This is a genomic window from Stenotrophomonas sp. TWI273, from assembly GCF_039674765.1.
Classification (GTDB): domain Bacteria; phylum Pseudomonadota; class Gammaproteobacteria; order Xanthomonadales; family Xanthomonadaceae; genus Stenotrophomonas.
On sequence record NZ_JBDJOA010000004.1, the window covers coordinates 239189 to 255026 of the forward strand.

The following is a 15838-nucleotide window of genomic DNA, read 5'->3' on the forward strand; positions in this document are numbered from 1 at the left end:
TTTCCGGGGTCTCCAGGGGCAGGGGCACTTCTGGTTTGGCCCGGGTTTACGCACACTTCGCGTTGAATGCCCGTAGGGTGGGTGGACGGCGGGGAGCCCAGATGACAGACGACCAGGCAGGACCGGGCAACCGGGCGGGCTCCAGCGCCGATTACCGCGCTGGCGCAGGGCTGTGCGTGGCGTGTCGGACCGGAGCGCACACATGAGCCGGCAACCGGACGTCCCCCGAGATGCGGCCGCCGCGCTGCGCGACATGGCCGAGCAGCGCCACCGGCTGGAAATGATCATCGAAGGTACTGCGGCGGGCACCTGGGACTGGGACATCCCGGGCAACCAGATGCGGGTCAACGAGCGCTGGGCGGAGATCGTCGGCTATACGCGTGAGGAACTGGCACCCATCACGCCGGAGACGTTCTTCAAGCTGGTGCATCCCGACGATCTGGCCCAGTCCAATACGTTGCTCGAAGCGCATATGGAAGGTCGCTCGCCGCATTACGACAGCCTGTGCCGGATGCGCCACAAACAGGGCCACTGGATCTGGGTGCAGGACCGCGGTCGCGTGTATGAGCGCGATGGGCAGGGCCGGCCGCTGTGGATGGCCGGTGCGCATGCCGACGTTACCGAACTGCAGCAGGCCCGGCAGGAGGCGGCCAACATGCGCCAGCGCCTGCAGGCGGTGGTGGATGCCTCTGACGAGGTGGCGGTGATCGCCACCGATGTCGATGGGATGGTCAACCTGTTCAATACCGGTGCGCAGAAGCTGCTGGGTTACCGCCCCGATGAAGTGATCGGCCGGGTCAACCCGGGGCTGTTCCACGATCCGGAAGAGATGCGCGCCTACCTGCAGCCCCATATGCAGGCGGACGGACGCCTGCCGACCGTCTTCGAGGCGTTGAGCGCGCGGGCGGCACAGGGCACCTGGTCGCATCAGTGGACGTTCCTGCGCAAGGACGGCGAGCGCAGGCAGGTGCGCCTGTCGATCAGTCCGCTGGACTGCGCCGGCGGCAACCGAATCGGCTACGTGGGCATGGCGGTCGACCTGACCCCGCTGCTGCAGGTCCGCGAACAGGCATTCCTGGCCTCGGAAAAATTCGCCGGGGCGTTCTCGTCGGCCGCGCTTGGCATGGCCCTGGTGTCGCTGGAAGGGCGCTGGCTGGACGTCAACGATTCGCTGTGCGGCATCCTCGGCTACACCCGTGCCGAACTGCTGCAGATCGATTTCCAGACGCTCACGCATCCCGATGACCTGCACACCGACCTGGCCCTGCTCGGTGACCTGCTGGCCGGCCGCCGCGCGCATTACCACATGGAGAAGCGGTACCTGGGCAAGGCGGGCAACCTGGTCTGGGGGCGGCTGTCGGTCTCACTGGTCCGCACGGAAAATGGCGAGCCGCTGCACTTCGTCTCGCAGATCCAGGACGTGACCGCCCAACGGCTCAGTGGTCAGCAGTTGCGTGAATCCGAGCAGCGCACCCGCGTCACGTTGGATGCGGTGGCGGACATGGTGCTGACCCTGGACCTGCAGGGGGGGATCCAGTACGCCAACGCCGCGGCCACCCGCGCGCTGGCCGGGGAGGGCGCCGGGGTCCTGGCCGGCAGCCAGCTGCAGGAGGTGATGGAGCTCACGACCGAATACGCGCCGCGCTCCCCCTTGGATGTGGCCGTGCTGCTCGACCCGGACAGCAATGCAGTCGACCTGCATTCGGACCTGTTGCTGTCAGTGGGTGCGCATCTGCTGCCGGTCGACCTGACCCGTGCCTGGCTGCGCGATGAGGATGGCCTGACCAGCGGCGCGGTCTGGGTGATCCGTGACGTCACCCAGCAGCGTGCGCGCCAGCGCGAGGCGCGGCATCTGGCCGAGATCGATCCGCTGACAGAACTGAGCAACCGGCGCGGCTTCGAGGCGCATCTGCAGCAGGCCATCACCCGGGTCGCGCGGACCGGGCAGTCGGCCTCGTTGATGTATATCGACCTGGACCACTTCAAGCCGGTCAACGATACCCACGGCCATCTGGCTGGCGATGCCGTGCTGTGGGCGGTGGCCAGCGTGCTGCGGCATGGCGTGCGTGATTCGGACATCGTGGCGCGGCTGGGCGGCGACGAGTTCGCGGTGATCCTGGCCGGCTGTTCGCTCAAGCGCGCCCGCCGTATCGCCAGCGATCTACTCGAGGCGATGCGGGGGTTGTCGATCCCCTGGGACCAGCGGCGGTTGAGCGTGGGCGCCAGCATCGGCATCGCGCCATTGTTCGGGGGCATGAGCGTGGATGACGCCGTGGCCGCCGCCGACGCGCAGTGCTACCGGGCCAAAGCGATGGGGCGCGACAACGTGCAGGTGGAGGCCGACGCTCTGGGTGCCGTGGACCCCCTTGACGCCCTGGATGCGAGCGAAAGCGGCGAGTGACGGCCGGCCGGGCCAGGCCCCGGCCGCGGCCGTTGATGGCCCTAAAGCTTTCAGAATGTCCGCCGTTATATGACTCGCAGTTGCTGCCCGTCTGCTCACGTGGATATCTGGCCGTACACCTTTTTTACATGGTTCATGTTCGCCGGCCCGCCCGGTGTTTGAAGCCCATCGAAGTTGCGTCATCCCCACTGACGATCTTCGTGAGTCCCAGCCAACGGAATACCGCCACCGGGCCACCGCCCGGCGCTGACCTATTCGCTAACCGGACACCGAGGTCTAACGATGATTACTTCAGGCTTGCACACGCATGTGCCAGGTCGTGCCAGCGACGCCGACGCCGGGTCGTTGTGGCGAGCGCTCACGGCACGGTTCGTTTCCCGTCGCGCGGCCCATGGCGCCGCGGCATCGGCTGCGCTGCAACGGCAGGCCGAGCTCGAAGATCAGATCAAGGCGCTGCATAGAGTCCAGGCCGTCATCGAGTTCCACCTCGATGGCACCATCGTGCACGCCAACGACAATTTCCTGCAGACGCTGGGCTACACGCTGGAGGAGATCCAAGGCAGGCACCACGCCATGTTCGTCGATGCCGAGTATGCGAAGAGCGGGGAGTACCGCGACTTCTGGGCCAACCTGGGCCGCGGTGAGTTCGACGCCGGCCAGTACCGGCGGATCGGCAAGGGTGGACGCGAGATCTGGATCCAGGCGTCCTACAACCCGGTCTTCGACAGCCACGGACGGCCGTACAAAGTGGTCAAGTTCGCGACCGACATCACCGCGCAGAAATTCCAGGCGGCCGATTTTGCCGGCCAGCTCGCCGCGATCAACAAATCACAGGCGGTGATCGAGTTCGATCTCGAGGGCCGCATCCTGGCCGCCAACGAGAACTTCCTCGCTGCCATGGGCTATGCACTGGAGGAGGTGCGCGGGCAGCACCATTCGATGTTCGCCGAGCCCGAGCATCGCCAGAGCGGCGAGTACCGGGCGTTCTGGGCCAAACTCGGCCGTGGCGAATACGACGCCGGCCAGTACAAGCGCCTGGGAAAGGGCGGTCGCGAGGTCTGGATCCAGGCCTCGTACAACCCGATCTACGATATGAACGGACGGCCGTTCAAAGTGGTCAAGTACGCTACCGACATCACGGCCCAGGTGCGTGACTCGCTGGCGCTGCAGCAGGCCGTCGCGCAGACGCGTGAAGTGGTGGCGGCGGCGCAGGGGGGTGATCTGACCGGCCATATCGCCACCCAGGACAAGACCGGCCCGATCGCCGAGTTATGCGAGGGCATCAATGCGCTGGTCGAAGCGATGGCCGGCATCATCACCCAGATCAAGCTGGCGGCGGACACCATTGCCGTGGGTGCCAGCGAGATCGCCGAAGGCAACAGCGACCTGTCCGTGCGCACCGAGCAGCAGGCCGCTTCGCTGGAGGAGACCGCCGTCTCGATGAAGGGGCTGACCGCGACCGTGCGGCGCACCGCGGACAACGCCCGCCAGGCCAATGAGTTGGCCGGTGGTGCGGTCGAGGTGGCGGCGCAGGGTGGCCATGTGGTGCATGAGGTGGTCTCCACCATGTCGCTGATCAACGACTCCTCGCGGCGCATCGTCGATATCATCGGCGTGATCGACAGCATCGCGTTCCAGACGAATATCCTGGCCCTCAATGCCGCAGTGGAAGCGGCCCGTGCCGGCGAGCATGGGCGCGGCTTTGCGGTGGTCGCCTCGGAAATCCGCTCGCTGTCGCAGCGTTCGGCCGAAGCCGCCAAGGAGATCAAGCAGCTGATCGGCGACTCGGTGGAGAAGGTCGGGGCGGGTACGCGTCAGGTCGAAAGCGCGGGGCGCACCATGGACGAGATCGTGGTCAGCGTGAAACGCGTGAGCGATCTCATGGCCGACATCAGCGCGGCGGCCCAGCAGCAGAGCGAGGGCATCGAGCAGATCAACCAGGTGGTCGAGCACATCGACGAGAGCACCCAGCAGAATGCCGCGCTGGTCGAAGAGGCCTCTGCGGCGGCCCGCAGCATGGAAGAGCAGTCCACCCAGTTGCTGCAGACGGTGGCGGCATTCCGGGTGGCGGGGGCGACGGGAACGTCGCGACCGGCTGCGCCACCGGCGGCCAATGCCGCACATCCGACGCTTCGGCTGGTCTGAGCGGTAACGAAAAACGCCCCGGATCCGTCGATCCGGGGCGTTCTGGTTTTCCATGGTGCCGAAGGTGGGACTCGAACCCACACGCTTTTAAGGGCGGCGGATTTTGAGTCCGCTGCGTCTACCGATTCCGCCACTTCGGCTGGCTGGCCGCGTAGTGTATACAAGATGTCGACGTTTGTGCAGACCTGAATGCTTAAGTTCCTGTCAGGGTTTCACCTACGCAGGACGCTATACTCATCGCGCTGAACCATACAGGGAGTCGTCATGAGCGCGCTGCAGGATGTTCGGGTGCTGGTGGTCGAGAACGACGAAATGAGTGCCGCCCTGCTGCAGATGCAGTTGGTGCAGTCCGGCGCGGTGGTGGTGGGGCTGGCGGCCTCGGTATCCGAGGCGCTGCGTCTGCTCGGCGAGACCCAGCCACAGGTGGTGCTGCTGGATTACCGCCTGGCCAACAATGAAACCAGTGAAGCGGTTGCTGCGGCGTTGGCCGCGCGCCAGATTCCCTTCGTACTGGCCACCGGCATGGCGACCGAGCACCTCCCCGAAGCCTTCCGGGCAGGCATCATCCTGACCAAGCCCTACCTGACGGCCGAGTTGAATGCCGCGCTGGGGCGGGCACGGATAGGCGATTCGGTCGTCGGCTGAGCAGCTCTCACGCCGCTTCGGCGTGCGCCAGTGTGACCGGTTCGCGATCGTCCAGGATCCGGTACAGCGCAGCGAGGTCGTGCGGGTCCGGGTTCAACCAGGCATCCAGATGTTCGCGCCGAATCGGTACGATGCAGCGGTCGTGCCCGGTGCGTGCCACATCGGACGGTGGCTCGTCGGTGATCGCGGCAAACGACAACAGCCGGCCCTCCGGCCCTTCCCACGCCGACCACAGGCAGGCGATCAACAGATCGCGCGGTGGCTGCGGGCTGAATTCCAGCACCACGTTCTCGGCTTTCTCGCCCGGCGACAGCATCCGCTGCTCCAGGGCATGCCGCGGCACGTGCTCGTAGAACGACTGCACCACCACCACGCCATGCTGGTGGCCGAACGCGGATTTCCAGTACGCCTCCAGGCTGTCGCGGCGCGCGTTGTAGGTGCCGGGATACAACACGTCGTTGCGCGCGGGCTTGTCCGGCAGCCGGCATTGGTAGCGCATCGGCTTGATCACGCGCTGGCCCTGCTCGGACACGATCACCGGCGCATAGACGCCGGGGAAAATGCGGCTGTCGCGCGGCACCAGGCCGGCGCGCTGCAGATCGGACAGGCGCGTCTGCGCACGTTCAATCCGGTTGCCCGCCACGCGCAGTTCATTGCGCGCCTTCTGCGTGGGACGTGCGGCCAGGTGTTCTTCGGCCGCCTTCCGCCGGGCGCTCTGCAGGCGCACCTCCTCATCCAGCGCCTGCATCTCCTCGGCATGCCATTGCTGTATTCGCGCCACGATCTCCTGGCCCTGCGCGGTGCGCGCGCCGGCGAAGCCATCGTCCATCGCCTTGGGCGTTTTCGGGCGTTGCTTGCCGGCGTCGTGGGCATACAGCTGGGCGAACTCGTCCAGGGACAGCATGGCCCCGTACTCACGGACCAGCTTGGTGTAATCGGCGCGGATCTGGGCGGAATAGCACATGGCGACGGAACAGGGTGGGCAGGGGGACAGGATAGGCCGGTGGGTCGCACATGCTGCGAATACGTTCGGGCATGCTGAGCGTCCATTCATTGCCGGACCCGTCTCATGTCGCTGCCTGCTGGTGTTCATTGCATCCCCCTGGCGCCCAGCGTGGAGGAATACCGCGCGCTGCGGGTGCTGGCCGGCCTGAGCCCGAAAACGGCCGAGGCGGCGGCGCGTGGCCTGCCCAACACGGTCTTCGGTGTGAGCCTGCGCGAGGATGACCGGTTGCTGGCGATGGGCCGGCTCATCGGCGACGGCGGCTGCTTCCTGCAGGTGGTGGATATCGCCGTGGTCCCGGACCGCCAGGGGCAGGGCCTGGGCAAGGCGGTGATGGCCGAGCTCGATGCCTGGCTGCACGCGAATGCGCAAGGTGCGTATGTGAGCCTGATCGCCGATGGCCAGGCGCACCGGCTGTATGCGCAGTTCGGTTTCACCGTGACCGCGCCGCGCTCGGTGGGCATGGCGAAGGTGGTGGCGTAGGCCCCATAAACAAACAGCCCCGACCGAGGTCAGGGCTGTTTGTTTGAAGCTGGCGTCCCCACGGGGATTCGAACCCCGGTCGCCACCGTGAAAGGGTGATGTCCTAGGCCTCTAGACGATGGGGACGCGTTAAACCGAATTTTGGCTTCTATCGGACGGCCTGTGTCCGGAGAAGTGGTGGAGCCAGGCGGGATCGAACCGCCGACCTCCTGCATGCCATGCAGGCGCTCTCCCAGCTGAGCTATGGCCCCACAGTTGTGCTGCGAGCCGCCTATCATAGCGGCGGTCTTGCCGAATGGGAAGAGGGTCGTCAAACAAAAAGCCCCGACCGAGGTCAGGGCTGTTTGTTTGAAGCTGGCGTCCCCACGGGGATTCGAACCCCGGTCGCCACCGTGAAAGGGTGATGTCCTAGGCCTCTAGACGATGGGGACGCGTTAAACCGAATTTTGGCTTCTATCGGACGGCCTGTGTCCGGAGAAGTGGTGGAGCCAGGCGGGATCGAACCGCCGACCTCCTGCATGCCATGCAGGCGCTCTCCCAGCTGAGCTATGGCCCCACGTTGTACCGCAAGCCGCCTAGTATATCTGCCTGTTCACGTTTGTGGAAGCCTTTCGGGCATCCGCATCGCAACCGCAGTAGGCGGTGAACAAAAAGACCCGGCATGCCGGGTCTCGGTGTTCTTCTGATGATTGGCGTCCCCACGGGGATTCGAACCCCGGTCGCCACCGTGAAAGGGTGATGTCCTAGGCCTCTAGACGATGGGGACGCATAAACTCATCAAATTGTTCAGCACACCGAACGGCCTAAGGTCCGGAGTGGTGGAGCCAGGCGGGATCGAACCGCCGACCTCCTGCATGCCATGCAGGCGCTCTCCCAGCTGAGCTATGGCCCCACGATGCTGGAGGCGGAATTCTACGCGGCCGTGAAGCATTCGCCAAGTCTTTTTTCTGAAATACCGAAGAAAGAATGCATGCGGGCATCCATCTGCAGAGGCTGATCGTTGCCCGCGCGAGTGCACCAGCACGCACGCGATAAAACAGGCCGCCAATGCCGAGCGTTGCTCGATGCGGCACAAACAAAAAGCCCCGACCGAAGTCAGGGCTGTTTGTTTGAAACTGGCGTCCCCACGGGGATTCGAACCCCGGTCGCCACCGTGAAAGGGTGATGTCCTAGGCCTCTAGACGATGGGGACGCACGAAAACTTCAAATTTTGTCACTGCAATCTGATCGGCCTAATGATCGGATTGGTGGAGCCAGGCGGGATCGAACCGCCGACCTCCTGCATGCCATGCAGGCGCTCTCCCAGCTGAGCTATGGCCCCACGTCGTGAGGAGCGAAATCATAGCGACGACGTTTTGGATTGGCAAGAAAAAAGTGAAGAAATATCGTCATGCAATCCGCGGTCACTCGCCGGGCAGTCGTTGATGGCGCAGCCGCAGTGCATTGCTGATCACCGAGACCGAACTCAGACTCATCGCCACCGCCGCCAACATCGGCGACATTACGATGCCCAGCGGATACAGCACGCCGGCTGCAACAGGAATGCCGAGGCCGTTGTAGAGAAACGCAAAGCCCAGGTTCTGCCGCATGTTGCGCACGCTTGCAGTGGACAGCTGGCGCGCACGCAGGATGCCGCGCAGATCGCCCTTGACCAGCGTGACCTGTGCGCTCGACATCGCCACATCGGTGCCGTTGCCCATCGCGATGCCAACGTCCGCACTCGCCAGCGCCGGCGCGTCGTTGATGCCATCGCCGGCCATCGCCACCTTGCGGCCCTGCGCCTGCAGCGAACGGATCAACGCGGCCTTGTCGGCGGGACGCATCTCGCCGTGGACGTCATCCAGGCCGAGTTCCCGCGCGACGGCTTCCGCGGTGGCCGCGCCGTCGCCGGTGGCCATGACGATGCGCAGGCCATCGCGGTGCAGCTGCACGATCGCTTCGGCGGTGGAGGCCTTGATCGGGTCAGCCACCGCGAGCAGGCCGCCAAGCTGGCCATCGACGGCGAGGTACATCACGCTGGCCGCGGTGCTGCGCAAGTGCTCGGCACGTTCGCGCAGCGTGTCCAGCGCGATACCGTGTTCGTCCATCAACGCGGTATTGCCAAGCAGCAGCTGCCTGCCGTCCACCGCGCCCTGCACACCCATGCCGGTCAGGGAATCGAAATCGTCCACGCTGGCCAGCGGCATCCCGCGCGCGCGTGCTTCGGCCACGATCGCGGCCGCCAACGGATGCTCGCTGCCCTGGTCCAGGCTGGCCGCCCATTGCAGGATCTGATCGGCAGCGAAGGGCGCCACCGCCTGTACGTCACGGAACGCTGGCTTGCCCTCGGTCAAGGTACCGGTCTTGTCGACCACCAGCGTGTCGATCTGGCGCAGTGCCTCGATCGCCTCGGCATCGCGGAACAGCACCCCGTGCTGCGCGGCGCGACCCGTGGCGACCATAATCGTCATCGGTGTGGCCAGCCCCAACGCGCACGGGCAGGCGATGATCAGCACCGCTACCGCGCTCAGTACCGCATGCGTCCATGACGGCGCCGGACCGAATAGTCCCCAGCCGAGGAACGTCAGCACCGCGACCGACAGTACCGCCAGCACGAACCAGTACGCGACGGTGTCGGCCATGCGCTGCATCGGGGCGCGTGAGCGCTGCGCCTGCGCCACCAGCTGCACGATCTGCGCCAGCATGCTGTCATCGCCAAGGCGATCGGCACGGACGACCAGGCTGCCGGTGCCGTTGAGTGTCGCGCCGATCACCGCGTCGCCCACGGCCTTGGCCACTGGCACCGGCTCACCGGTGAGCATGGATTCATCGATGGAGGAGCGGCCTTCGACGACCGTGCCATCCACGGGCACCTTCTCACCCGGGCGCACGCGCACGCGGTCGCCGGGCTGCAGCGCGGTAATGTCGACGTCTTCCTCGCGGCCATCCGCGCGCAGCACGCGTGCGGTTTTCGGTGCCAGGCCGAGCAGCGCCTTGATCGCGGCGGATGTTTTTGCCCGTGCGCGCAGCTCCATCAACTGGCCGAGCAGCGTGAGCGAGATGATCATTGCTGCGGCCTCGTAATAGACGCCGACATGCCCGTGCTGCTGGAACGACGGCGGGAACAGACCGGGCGCGACGGTGGCGACCACGCTGTAGCCGTACGCAGCGAGCACACCCGTCCCGATCAGGGTCCACATGTTCGGGCTGCGGCTGCGGATCGACTGCGCCCAGCGCTGCAGGAACGGCCAACCGGCCCACAGCACCACCGGCGTCGCCAGGGCCAACTCGATCCACACCCGGAGATCGGGCGCCAGGCCATGCAGCACGGGGGTCATCGCCAGCATCGCCAGGGCCATCGTCGCCACACTCAGCGGCAGGCTCCACCAGAAGCGGCGGCGGAAGTCGGTCAACTCGGGGTTCTCGCCTTCCTCAAGGCTGGGCATCTTCGGCTCCAGCGCCATGCCGCACAGCGGGCAGGTGCCGGGGCCTTCCTGCACGATCTGCGGGTGCATGGGGCAGGTGTACAACGTGCCGGTGGGGCCTCGTTCGGCGATGTGCGATGCCGGATCCAGATAGCGCTGCGGGTCGGCCAGGAATGTTCGTCGGCAGCCATCGCTGCAGAAGGGGTAGTCGCTGCCGTCATGGTGGGCATGGTGGGCCGTGGCGGCCGGGTCGACTGCCATGCCGCAGACCGGGTCGGTGGTCATCCCGGCGCCGGGCGACGTCTTGCCACCGCAGCAGGTTGGGCCGTTGTCCGCACGGGAGGCCTTGCTGTGGCCGTGGGTGGCGTTCATTGGCGTGACTCGGTCAATGCCGTCAGGATCGGGCACTGTTCCTGATCGCCATGCCCGGGGCAGGCATCGACCAGCTGCTTGAGCGCGCCGTGCATCCGCTGCAGTTCGTTGATGCGCTGTTCGATGTCGGTGAGCTTGCTCACCGCACTGTGGCGGATCTGCGCCATGTCCTGGCCACGTTGATCGCTGAAGCCAAGGAGATCGGCGATTTCATCCAGGCTGAAACCCAGTGCCTTGGCGCGGCGGATGAACTGCAGGCGCGTCAGGTCGCTCTCGCTGAAGACCCGATAGCCGCCGGCGCTGCGCCGTGCGGTGGGCAACAGCTGCTGCCGTTCGTAGTAGCGCACCGTGTCGATGGGCACGCCGGCCTGGCGCGCGAGCTGTCCAATGTTCATGAGCACCTCGTGGATGACCGCGCCATTCTGAACCTTGGAGTCTGCTCCAGAGTCAAGCCTTGCTGGAACGCCACTGGAAATTCAGTTGGCGTGAAATTTACAACTAGTTGCATGGTCGCCCTCCCGGGACGGCCGTAGCCTCAGGCCATCTTATGTATCGATCTGTTCTGCCAGCCCCACGTTGGCAGACACTGTCCCAGGAGAATGGCCATGGACGCACCCCGCAACACGTTGCAGCCGGACCGCCGGCCGGACACGCCAACCCTGATGGAAGTCGCCGTGGTCGAATTCCCCGGCAGCCTGCGTGCAGCCGCCCCGATCCTCTCCGAGCTGGCCCAGCGGTGCAACCGCACGGTAGCCGCCGGCCGCCGCACCGGCGCACGGATGCTGGTCACCCGCTGGACGATGTCCGCCCGCGGCATGCAGCGGGTTGCCGGGGTGGAACTGTTCGGCGATGCGCTGCCTGCGATCATCGTGGTGCCGGGCAGTGAATCCAGCTGGACCATGGCGCCGCCGGATGAGCGCCTGCTGGCCTGGCTGCAGGAATGCCACGATGGCTGCAGCCTGCTCGCCGGCTGCGACGAAGGCGGGCTGCTGCTGGCCGCCGCCGGCGTGCTGGCCGGGCGCTCGGTCAGCGTTCCCGATCCCGCGCGCTGCCCGGCGCTGCGCACGATGGTGCCCAGTTGGCTGCCCAGCGAACGCACCCTGGTCGATGATGGTGACCTGCTGACCTCCTCGGGCCAGGATGCCTGGAAGTACCTCAGCCTGCGCCTGCTGGCACGGGTGTACGGGCAGAGCGTGATGAACACCGTCATCCAGCAGCTGCAGCTGGTGATCCCGCGCACCGAACTGCATGACCTGGAACGTTTCAGCCCGAATTTCGCCCACGGCGACCGCTGCATCCTCAAGGCACAGCGCTGGCTGCACGGCATCGCCGCACGCGGCGCGGGGCTGGACGACATCTGCGCACAGGCCGGCCTGGAGCCGCGGACCCTGCAGCGCCGGTTCCTCAAAGCGACCGGCATGCGTCCGATCGAGTACTGCCAACGCCTGCGCATCGCCAAGGCGCAGTTGCTGCTGCAGGCGGGCGGGCTGGTCGACCAGGTGGCGTGGGCGGTGGGCTACTCCGACCAGAGTGCGTTCCGGCGGCTGTTCCTGCGCATCGTCGGGCTGACGCCGACACGCTATCGGCGCCAGGTGGCCGCGCAGCAGCGTGAGCGTGCGGCGTCGCACCCCGGCACCCGGGCGGTCGAACCGCTCCGCTCGGCGGCCTGAATCGCGCAACACCGGCACGCTTGATCCATTGACGCCTTGCTGGGACCATGCCGGCGGGCCCGATGCAACAGCCGTCGCCGCGTGGCAGGTCCCGGGCGATCGCGGAGAGAAACAATGATCAGCAGTGTAGGCCCGGTACCGCTTGCGGTCGTGTGGGTGTTGGTGGGTCTCGGCATTGCGATGCTGGTGGCCAGTGTGGTGCGTGCTCCGGCAATCGAGGGCGCACCGCGTCCGCGATCGGTGGTGGTGGACATGCTGCTGCTGGGCCTGCTCGCCGGGCGGGCAGGTTTCGTGATCTGGCATGCAGGCGACTATGTGGCCGATCCCTGGTCGGTGCTGCGTGTCGGCGATGGCGGGTTCCTGCTGTGGCCGGCACTGCTGGTCGGGCTGGGGTGGGGCGGGTGGCGCCTGCGTCGCTGGCCCACCCTGCGCCGCCCCGTGGGTGCCGCTGCGCTGGCAGGCCTTGTCGGTTGGGCCGTGCTGTCCACGGGCGCCGGCTGGCTGCAGCAATCGCGGGTGTCATTGCCGGCGATCACGCTGACATCGTTGCAGGGCGCGCCCGTCGCGCTTGACGAGACCCGCGGCGAGCCCGTGGTGATCAACCTCTGGGCGAGCTGGTGCGGCCCGTGCCGCCGCGAAATGCCGGTACTGGCACGCGCGCAGCAGCGCCATCCTGATATCCGCTTCCTGTTCGTCAACCAGGGCGAGACGCGTGAGGAAGTGGATGCCTTCATGTCGGCCGAACACCTGTCGCTGCGCAATGTGCTGCTCGACGAAGAGGCGCGTGTTGCCGAACGGCTGCAGGTACATGCGTATCCGACTACCCTGTTCTTCGATGGGCAGGGCCGGCTGCGGCACCTGCACCTGGGCGAGCTGACAGCCGCCGGCCTGCAATCCAAGCTCGACGACCTGTAAGGGTCGCGGGTCGTTTGTTCCATGAATCCAGGAGTCTCCATGACGTTGAAATCCTCGCGCACGCTGATCACCGCGCTGTCCGCCGTGCTGCTGATCACACTGGCCGGCTGCAGCCAGGCGCAGACGCCGAAGGCCACGGCCGAGAAAGCCGGCGGTGAACGCCCGGCGGTGCTGAAGGGCATCGAGAAGCATGGGTTCGAAGTGATAGGCGAGTTCGACGCACCCGGCGGCCTGCGCGGTTTTGCCGGCGTGGTGGGTGGGCAACAACCAGCGGCGGCGTATGTGACGGCCGATGGGAAGAATGTCGTGGTGGGCAGTCTGTTCGATGCCAACGGTGAAGATGTGGGCGCCGCGCCGCTGGAGAAGCTGGTGGCCAAGCCGATGTCCGAGCGCTCGTGGAAGAAGCTCGAGGAGAGTGCGTGGGTGCGTGACGGCAAGGCTGACGCGCCGCGCGTCGTCTATACCTTCAGCGATGCGAACTGCCCGTACTGCCATCGGTTCTGGGAGGCCGCGCGGCCGTGGGTGGACGCGGGCAAGGTGCAGCTGCGCCACGTGATGGTCGGTGTGATCCGCGAAGACAGCCCCGCCAAGGCGGCCGCGATCCTCACCGCGCCCAACCCCAGCGCTGCGCTGCTGGAGAACGAGCGCCTGTTCGACAAGGGCGGCATCAAGCCGGCGGCATCGCTGACGGCGGAAGTCGCCAACAAGCTCGATGCCAATCAGGTGCTGATGATCGAGCTCGGTTTCCAGGGCACACCCGGCATTCTGTTCAAGGACGCCCAGGGAATGGTGCAGCGCCGTTCCGGCATGCCGCAGGGGGATGACATGACCGTGGTGCTCGGCCCGCGCTGAGCACTGGCGACCGTAGTGCCACAACGCGCCGGGCATTGCCCGGCGCGTTGCGTTTGGGCGGCCGGATATCCGCTGGGTAGTGGGGGGGCGACGCGCTGTCGCGTTCGACTTGATCTGGATCAAGGCTGAAAACGCCTGCGTCGCTACGCTTCCCTGCATGCGCTATCTCCTGGATTTCCCCGCCTGCAGCGGACACCTGGCCACCCAGTCAGAAAACTGCCTGAGAACGTTCACGGCGCTCTCACTTTGCGATTGTTACTCAGAGCGCTGGCGGCCGCGCGTCAACGCGGCGGTCATCAGGGATGAGGGGATCCCGTGCGAGCGTACCCATGCAGGCGATGTGTCCGATGGCGTGACCGCCACCGAACCACGCGTCGGCAGAGGTCGCGCGCATTGCAGTGCCGGGCTGCGTGCTCACCACCTGCGACGTTGTGAACGTCAGCCGGTGTTGACCCGCGGGACTGTGTACGGTTCAAGGAGGACGTGATGCGCTTGGCTGTGTTGACGGTCGCATGCGTGGCAGCGTTGGCTGCGGCGCCGGTCCATGCGCAGGATTCGGCTGCCGCGTTGCGGCAGGACATCCAGACGCTCCGGCAGACGCTGGAACAGATGGAAGAGCGCCTGCAGGCCATCGAATCCGGCAAACCTCCGCCCACGTCACCGAGGGTCACGGCGGCACCTGCGCCGAGCACGAGCGTCCCCGCCGCACCTTCGCCAGCGCCCCTGACCGCCCAGGCACAGGTGCCCGGCATGGGGCAGGCCATCCTTCCGCAACGCGACTCCGTTGCTGATCCGTCCACCGCCGCATCCCGCCCGGACAGTGCCGCCGGCCCGACCGATCCCGAGCTGAAAGGCTTCTTCGCGATCCCCAACACCGATACGCTGATCCGCATCGGCGGCTACGCCAAGCTCGATGCGATCGCCGATTCACGGGCGGCCGGCGACCAGGAGCAGTTCATTACCTCCTCGATCCCGGTCGGCAGTGCGCACCGGGATGTCTCCAACTTCACCCTGCATGCCAAGCAGACCCGCTTCAGCTTTGAAGCGCGGCGGCCGACCACCCATGGCAACCTGCGCTTCTACCTGGAGAACGACTTCTTCGGCAGCAGCGACAGCTATCAGTTCCGCCTACGCCATGCTTACGGACAGCTCGGCAATACCTACGCCGGCTATGGCTATTCGACCTTCATGGATGCCGACAGCCTGCCCGACACCCTGGATTTCGCCGGGCCAGGGGGGGCGGGCTACCTGCTGGTGGCCGGCATCCACCACAGCTTCGCGATGGGCAAGGGCAACACGCTGACCGTGGCTGCCGAAGATCCGGATACCCAGTTGAGCAACCCCGCCGAGGGGATCATGCCGGTCGATCAACTGCCGGATGTCACCGTTACCGCGCGCATGGAGCGCGACTGGGGCCATCTGCAGTTGGGCGCGGTCGCCCGCAGCCTGGGCTACGACGGCGATGCAGGCGACGGCCGTCGTTTCGCCGGCGGCCTGCAACTCAGTGGCTCGGCCGCGGTGGGCGAGCAGGACCTGCTGCTGTTCGGGATGCTCGGTGGCAAGGGCCTGGCCCGCTATACAGCCGACCTGACCGGTTCGGGCATGGATGCGGTGGTGACCGCAGACGGGCGCCTGCAGGCGTTGTCGCTGTACGGCGGTTTCGTCGGTTACACGCATTACTGGTCGCCGCTCTGGCGTTCCAACCTGATCTACGGCCAGCTCACCAGCGGGCGCAACGAGGCGCTGGCCGCCGATGCGTTCCGCCAGAGCCGCTATGGCGTCTTCAATCTGCTCTGGAGCCCGGCACCGTCGTGGACGATGGGCATGGAACTGCTCTACGGACAACTGGAACAGCAACGCGGGCAACGCGGCGACACGATGCGGCTGCAGGGCAGCCTGCAATACAACTTCATCAAGTAACTCCCACCGCCCGGCACGACCGGGTCCC

11 protein-coding genes and 9 tRNA genes are annotated in these 15838 nt (G+C 66.3%); 8 read left to right on the forward strand and 12 right to left on the reverse strand.

Translation table 11 applies throughout. From position 1 onward, the window contains the following. The first annotated feature begins 202 nt into the window (after positions 1-202). Both ABE571_RS07540 and ABE571_RS07545 read left to right on the forward strand, forming a co-directional pair. On the forward strand, positions 203-2401 hold the full coding sequence (locus ABE571_RS07540) for a PAS domain S-box protein (RefSeq protein WP_346493483.1): 2199 nt from the start codon (positions 203-205) through the stop codon (positions 2399-2401). A 282-nt stretch (positions 2402-2683) separates the two neighbouring features. Continuing rightward, a complete protein-coding gene (locus tag ABE571_RS07545; RefSeq protein ID WP_346493484.1) occupies positions 2684-4546 on the forward strand; it encodes a methyl-accepting chemotaxis protein in 1863 nt (620 codons plus the stop codon). Positions 4547-4599: 53 nt separating this feature from the next. Here the strand turns inward: ABE571_RS07545 and ABE571_RS07550 are convergent. Then, a tRNA-Leu gene (locus tag ABE571_RS07550) sits at positions 4600-4686 on the reverse strand. Between the two features lie 124 nt (positions 4687-4810). On the opposite strand from ABE571_RS07550, the gene ABE571_RS07555 reads away from it, so the two are divergent. Continuing rightward, entirely contained in the window at positions 4811-5191 is a 381-nt protein-coding gene (locus ABE571_RS07555; RefSeq protein WP_346493485.1) for a response regulator, read from the forward strand. A gap of 7 nt (positions 5192-5198) precedes the next feature. On the opposite strand, the gene ABE571_RS07560 is transcribed toward ABE571_RS07555, so the two are convergent. Further along, entirely contained in the window at positions 5199-6155 is a 957-nt protein-coding gene (locus tag ABE571_RS07560; RefSeq protein ID WP_313218660.1) for an SOS response-associated peptidase family protein, read from the reverse strand. Between the two features lie 105 nt (positions 6156-6260). On the opposite strand from ABE571_RS07560, the gene ABE571_RS07565 reads away from it, so the two are divergent. Beyond that, positions 6261-6677 (forward strand): GNAT family N-acetyltransferase, encoded by a 417-nt coding sequence (locus ABE571_RS07565; protein ID WP_102789523.1) that lies wholly within the window; start codon positions 6261-6263, stop codon positions 6675-6677. 50 nt (positions 6678-6727) lie between these two features. On the opposite strand, the gene ABE571_RS07570 is transcribed toward ABE571_RS07565, so the two are convergent. The 10 genes from ABE571_RS07570 to ABE571_RS07615 form a co-directional block, all read right to left on the reverse strand. Next, positions 6728-6803, reverse strand: a tRNA-Glu gene (locus ABE571_RS07570). A 49-nt stretch (positions 6804-6852) separates the two neighbouring features. Continuing rightward, positions 6853-6928: transfer RNA gene (locus tag ABE571_RS07575), tRNA-Ala, on the reverse strand. 104 nt (positions 6929-7032) lie between these two features. Then, positions 7033-7108 (reverse strand) — tRNA-Glu (locus ABE571_RS07580). Positions 7109-7157: 49 nt separating this feature from the next. Further along, positions 7158-7233 (reverse strand) — tRNA-Ala (locus tag ABE571_RS07585). Between the two features lie 134 nt (positions 7234-7367). Beyond that, a tRNA-Glu gene (locus ABE571_RS07590) sits at positions 7368-7443 on the reverse strand. A 50-nt stretch (positions 7444-7493) separates the two neighbouring features. Further along, a tRNA-Ala gene (locus ABE571_RS07595) sits at positions 7494-7569 on the reverse strand. Between the two features lie 224 nt (positions 7570-7793). Beyond that, a tRNA-Glu gene (locus ABE571_RS07600) sits at positions 7794-7869 on the reverse strand. A gap of 53 nt (positions 7870-7922) precedes the next feature. Continuing rightward, a tRNA-Ala gene (locus tag ABE571_RS07605) sits at positions 7923-7998 on the reverse strand. Between the two features lie 82 nt (positions 7999-8080). Further along, positions 8081-10366: a heavy metal translocating P-type ATPase gene (locus ABE571_RS07610; RefSeq protein WP_346493537.1), complete on the reverse strand. Its 2286-nt coding sequence runs from the start codon at positions 10364-10366 to the stop codon at positions 8081-8083. 83 nt (positions 10367-10449) lie between these two features. Next, entirely contained in the window at positions 10450-10848 is a 399-nt protein-coding gene (locus ABE571_RS07615) for a heavy metal-responsive transcriptional regulator (RefSeq protein ID WP_313218658.1), read from the reverse strand. A 210-nt stretch (positions 10849-11058) separates the two neighbouring features. Here ABE571_RS07615 and ABE571_RS07620 point away from each other — a divergent pair, with 210 nt between their 5' ends. From ABE571_RS07620 to ABE571_RS07635, 4 genes are all read left to right on the forward strand, one after another. Further along, positions 11059-12123 carry a helix-turn-helix domain-containing protein gene (locus ABE571_RS07620; RefSeq protein WP_313218656.1) on the forward strand — a complete coding sequence of 355 codons (1065 nt, stop codon included), beginning with the start codon at positions 11059-11061 and terminating at the stop codon, positions 12121-12123. A 114-nt stretch (positions 12124-12237) separates the two neighbouring features. Beyond that, complete coding sequence (locus ABE571_RS07625) at positions 12238-13038, forward strand: TlpA disulfide reductase family protein (RefSeq protein WP_313211158.1); 801 nt, start codon at positions 12238-12240, stop codon at positions 13036-13038. A gap of 39 nt (positions 13039-13077) precedes the next feature. Next, positions 13078-13890, forward strand: a complete 813-nt coding sequence (gene dsbG, locus ABE571_RS07630) for a thiol:disulfide interchange protein DsbG (protein WP_313211159.1) — start codon at positions 13078-13080, stop codon at positions 13888-13890. 486 nt (positions 13891-14376) lie between these two features. Next, positions 14377-15810 carry a DcaP family trimeric outer membrane transporter gene (locus ABE571_RS07635; RefSeq protein WP_313211160.1) on the forward strand — a complete coding sequence of 478 codons (1434 nt, stop codon included), beginning with the start codon at positions 14377-14379 and terminating at the stop codon, positions 15808-15810. The last annotated feature ends 28 nt before the right edge of the window (positions 15811-15838 follow it).

Coding starts and splice junctions, on each gene's coding strand:
- ABE571_RS07610 (WP_346493537.1), bottom strand. CDS start 10,366: ATGACCACCGACCCGGTCTGCGGCATGGCAGTCGACCCGGCCGCCACG.
- ABE571_RS07555 (WP_346493485.1), top strand. CDS start 4,811: ATGAGCGCGCTGCAGGATGTTCGGGTGCTGGTGGTCGAGAACGACGAA.
- dsbG (WP_313211159.1), top strand. CDS start 13,078: ATGACGTTGAAATCCTCGCGCACGCTGATCACCGCGCTGTCCGCCGTG.
- ABE571_RS07625 (WP_313211158.1), top strand. CDS start 12,238: ATGATCAGCAGTGTAGGCCCGGTACCGCTTGCGGTCGTGTGGGTGTTG.
- ABE571_RS07565 (WP_102789523.1), top strand. CDS start 6,261: ATGTCGCTGCCTGCTGGTGTTCATTGCATCCCCCTGGCGCCCAGCGTG.
- ABE571_RS07560 (WP_313218660.1), bottom strand. CDS start 6,155: ATGTGCTATTCCGCCCAGATCCGCGCCGATTACACCAAGCTGGTCCGT.
- ABE571_RS07615 (WP_313218658.1), bottom strand. CDS start 10,848: ATGAACATTGGACAGCTCGCGCGCCAGGCCGGCGTGCCCATCGACACG.
- ABE571_RS07545 (WP_346493484.1), top strand. CDS start 2,684: ATGATTACTTCAGGCTTGCACACGCATGTGCCAGGTCGTGCCAGCGAC.
- ABE571_RS07620 (WP_313218656.1), top strand. CDS start 11,059: ATGGACGCACCCCGCAACACGTTGCAGCCGGACCGCCGGCCGGACACG.
- ABE571_RS07540 (WP_346493483.1), top strand. CDS start 203: ATGAGCCGGCAACCGGACGTCCCCCGAGATGCGGCCGCCGCGCTGCGC.
- ABE571_RS07635 (WP_313211160.1), top strand. CDS start 14,377: ATGCGCTTGGCTGTGTTGACGGTCGCATGCGTGGCAGCGTTGGCTGCG.